Raw genomic sequence first — 4,418 nt, 5'->3', positions numbered from 1 at the left:
TTTACCGATATTGCCGCCTGTGGGGTCGGAGAAGAGGATACCGATATCAGCCTTGAATTTTGTCCCGGCCCCGGGTTTAAGCCCGAGCACACTCCAAGGGATCGTCGCAGAGACAATGTAATCGCCCTGTCCTGGAGTGGTGTTAAATTTAATGGAGGGTTCCTCGGAGACGTATTGGAAGGTTGTCTTCCTGACGGGTGACTCGAATGTGTAGGGTTTGCCGCTGCCTGTGGGTTTATAAACCACGGCGGTGGGTTTACCGCTCAGATTAGTCAGGAGGACACGAATCCCCTCAATCGAGGTTTTTCCGTAGTTTTTATCCTCAGCGATGAAGAGATTCACACTATCCCCGGTTTTGAATGCATTTTCAGCTTTTTTACCGAGGTTCTGGAGCGGGGTGCTGTCGATGACGCGCCAGCCGACATAGAGGTTATTGTCGTCAAAACGAATGACTGCCTGACCTACTTCCTCTTTGCCTTGAAAGACCCGGATGACATCGGTGGCGTCAAAGACTTTGCCATCAGGGGCGATTTCGCCTCCCTTGGACACGACATACGTGGTCTGGCCTTGACTGGCCCCGAGTTTGGGTTGGAAAGCTTTGGCTTCCGCGACCAGTTTGTCAGTAAAGTCGATGGGTAAAGGATCAAGATTTTTGATTTTTTCGATACCACTGACTTCAGCGATCCGGACGTCAGTATTCCCATAGGTCATCCGTGTTTTCCCGTCGGACTGGCGTCCAAACCAGCCATTAAAACATTCCTGCCCGAGGGAAGTATTATTTAAGGGCATTCCGATGACTTGTTTGAGGTCACGCACTGGGGGGAGACCTTCTGGGTCCATTCGGGCATCGGTGAAGAGTTCACCAATATAGATCCCATCGTCACGGAGGAGGAATTCTTGTCCGTGGTTACCCCGGATCGAAATGACTGAGTATCCGTCATATTCGGTGATGCCGGTGGTCTTGAGTGAACCCATGATTACACCGGGCATGGCCATCGGGGCAGTCATTCCGCCGTGGACAGCACACCAGAAATTTGGATAGACCCAGCGCAAATTGCCTTTGTTATCATAGCCGGTAATATCGTTAAGACCGAAAATAACTCCATGGAGTTTGTCAAAAATGCCGTCCCCGTCGAGGGGATTACGGCGGCTGGCCGTCCAGCCAAATTGTGTTTTCGACATCTGTCCATTGGCTTCTCCTGCTTGCTCGGGGAGTTTTTCCCCTTGGTTGACATCATAGATAGGGGCTCCGTCATCGGTGAATTTCACGGGTTTAAAACCAAATCCGCTGTGATAATAAGTCAGGGTTTTTGTATCCGGCTTATATCCCCAACCACCATTCATCATGTCTTTTTTGCCAAAATCTTTCCACGTGATCTCTTCGGCGGAGACGAATCCGTCTTTATTCGTGTCGTTCCAACTAAAAACAGATGTCGGTGTAGGAGCTTTTGAGGGGAGTTTATAGCTGTCGGCCATTTGGGCATTACCCAAGACAGCCACGGCACGCCAGCGGCCATTACGTTTCATGAATACAGCCGAGTTCTCGTTGATATATTCCTCTTCCTTGCCAGAGGCTTTTGAGATGAAATGATAACCATTCCCAAAGCTTAGTGATTGGTCTGAAACAAATTTAGTCATCAGGAAGGGTTCAAATTGGCCTTCTTTAGCTTCTGAAGGGCCGACGAGGATTTCGAGGGGCGTATAGGTCTGATTCGCGTAATCGATCTTGAAACGGACGCCGTCGATAAATCCCATGTCAGGGACCGTGTCGCTCATGAATCCGCCGGAGGCTTGGTACCGGGTATTCCCGATGTAGTCTTTGGCTAATTTACCGTCTTCTCCCCAAGTGCTGATCCGGCGAGGACTCTGACTATTTTCGACGACCCAGATAATTTGTTTGCCGTCTATTTCCTCGATCGCCAATGACATGGCCTCATTCATGCGCTGGGCATTCCAAGGGCCGGGTTGATGTCCTCCTTTTTCACCGAGGGTTTTTTCGAGTTTCGCATCGGGGTTCCCATTAGCGAATACTTTCACGGTTTTCTCGTCCTTATCACTAATATACATTTTGCCTTTGGTGTCGAATGCCACCGCAGCGGCATTCACACCGGCGAGTTTGACGGGTTCCGGGGATTGCCCGGCTTTAAAACGCATGAGCTCACCCGAGGCAGAAACCCCGTAGATAAATCCTTCTGGGCCGCTGGTCAGGCGGGTAATGCCTTTGTTCTCGACTTCTCCTTTGGCATCGCCGGATTCAGCATCAAAAGCGAGTAATTTGCCTTTTCCAGTACTGGCAAATATTTGCCCCCCTGAGATGGTGAGCCCCGTGACTGGCCCGTAAGTATCACCATTAATATGGATTTTAGGTTGTCCATTTCCAAAGTTAATTATCTCGGGATCTTTGGGGTCCTGACTACCGAGTTTATCGGGGTTAAGCCGGAGAATATCCTGAGGCCCTAAGTTAAAATAGACATATTTGTCTGTTGGGACGATGTAATGGGCTCCTTGTCCGCGGGCGATGTAACTCCATATTTTTTGATTATCTTTATTTAGCGCAATAAACCCGACCCCTGTTTCGCCTTCACCCCAGCCGAGGAATACACGAGGTTCCCCCTTATATGTAGTAGGCATGATTCCCACGGCATGCGGAATCGAGTGGTCGAAACCCCAGCCACCAAACATCTTCATCCGTCCGCCCTCATCATTGATCGCATCCCAAGGCGGGAGGCCAGGGTTATAGAAGTTCCCGGCATAAGTCACCCCGACACCGGGGTGGACGATGGCACGGGCAGTATATTTCCCTGCGGTCGTGACGTCGCCGAGGAATAGGTTAAGGTCTTTATTCCAGAAACCGTTTATTTTGCCATCCCACATGACTTCGATTTCATCCTTCTTACCGGGAATGAGATAATCCTCCACATTGACGTGGGCGACTAAATTACGCACGCGATTACCTTTGTCATCATCGATGACGACGGTGAATTTTTTAGCATCAGCAGGCACTTTGAATTTCAGGGAAACAATGCCTTGGAGTTTATCATTGTCAGCTTCGGCTTGGACTTTAGGGAAATTCCCTTTTTCGGAGAGGATCATTTTTCCCCAAGCTCCACTATTCTGGTAGAGCACCACACGTTGGGGATTGGCAGGGTTAATCGGGTCGGCGTAATTTGTCGCCGGCCAGTTTGTGCCGGAAGGTCCACCCCAGAAATATTCACCCGTGAAGGTAAAGGACATTCCCGCTTTGACCTTTGACGGGTCTTTGAAGAGGATAGACCAAGGGATTTTGAGTTCCTGCGTATAACCGCGTTTGTCGGCATCTTCGACAAAAATTTCTTCCACGCCGCTAGGGTCTTTCAGGCTTTTGCCGTCCGTACGGAAAAGCTTTGATCCCGGGCCATTAGGCTGTCCGGTATCCGGCGTGATATGAACCACTGATTTATCGCTTTTAGTCGAATAGTAAGCCGTGATATGGAGCATTTGATCAGTAATAAACCGCATTTGTAATGCATCTCCCATCCACCCTGCATCGGGGGAAGCATTTGCATCCACACGGTTGACCAAAGGGCTCGAGTCGCGCCATTTCATGAGGAGATAGAGGTTATCCTTGTCGTACATGGCATAAACCTTGACGGAGGTTTTTTCCCGTTTAATCCGGGCCGGGTACACAAGCATCTCCCCGGATAGATCCCAATCTTCGGATGAACCATCGATTTTGACCGGGCCGGGGGCGGGTACTGCTTTGATATCGGAATTATTTGTCTGGAGTGGTAGAGCGATTAACGATGCTGAGGATAAGACGAAAAGAAGGGTGATACCCAATAGGCGGCTGATTTTATTCATGTCTGCGGTTACTCCAGTAATGTGCGAATGGTTCTTGTTCTTTGATTTGAACAATATGAATGGTGTAACGATTCGGTAAAATGTCAAGCGAAGCGGTCAAGAAAGTTTAGAAATAAAATTATTCCGGTGGGAAAATGTCTAAAATACGGGGTGAGCGTTTTGCAGGAGGATGCCGAAAAAACCGGAAAGCTAATCCTGCCAGCACGCTCAATACGATCCATTGATAACTTGGCTCGGGGACAGGGATTAATTCATAGAGTCCAGCACCGATTAGACGGGTCTCTGCATAATATCCGCCACCGAGGAGGGTCGTGCCCCCGTCGGAATAAAAGTTCACACCCGTTAAAAGACCTAAATTATTGGTGGTATAAAATCGGTCAAGACCATTGGTTTGGCCCAGTGATCCACTCCAATTCCAAACAGAGAAACTAAAGCTGCCGGGGTTAAATTGCCGGGCCAGAAAAGTATTGGTCGCGGCCCCTCCATTACCAAAATCAATGGTGATATTATTAGTGCTGAAGGTGACCGAGTTATTTGTCTGGCTGAACCCATTGAGATCGAGGGTCGAGGCGCTGAAC

The 4,418-nt window shown here is 49.2% G+C and carries 2 protein-coding genes; both read right to left on the bottom strand.

What is annotated here, in order from left to right; translation table 11 throughout:
• Positions 1–3,840: sugar-binding protein (locus SGI98_11440; GenBank protein ID MDZ4744015.1), on the bottom strand; the 3,840-nt coding region annotated here is incomplete at its 3' end.
• A gap of 118 nt (positions 3,841–3,958) precedes the next feature.
• A partial coding sequence (locus tag SGI98_11435; protein MDZ4744014.1) for a hypothetical protein occupies positions 3,959–4,418 on the bottom strand: 460 nt, incomplete at its 5' end.

It is taken from the genome of Verrucomicrobiota bacterium, assembly GCA_034440155.1.
Lineage (GTDB): Bacteria > Verrucomicrobiota > Verrucomicrobiia > JAWXBN01 > JAWXBN01 > JAWXBN01.
Note: the sequence above shows the minus strand (reverse complement) of the source record. Positions and strands in the feature narration are given on the sequence as shown.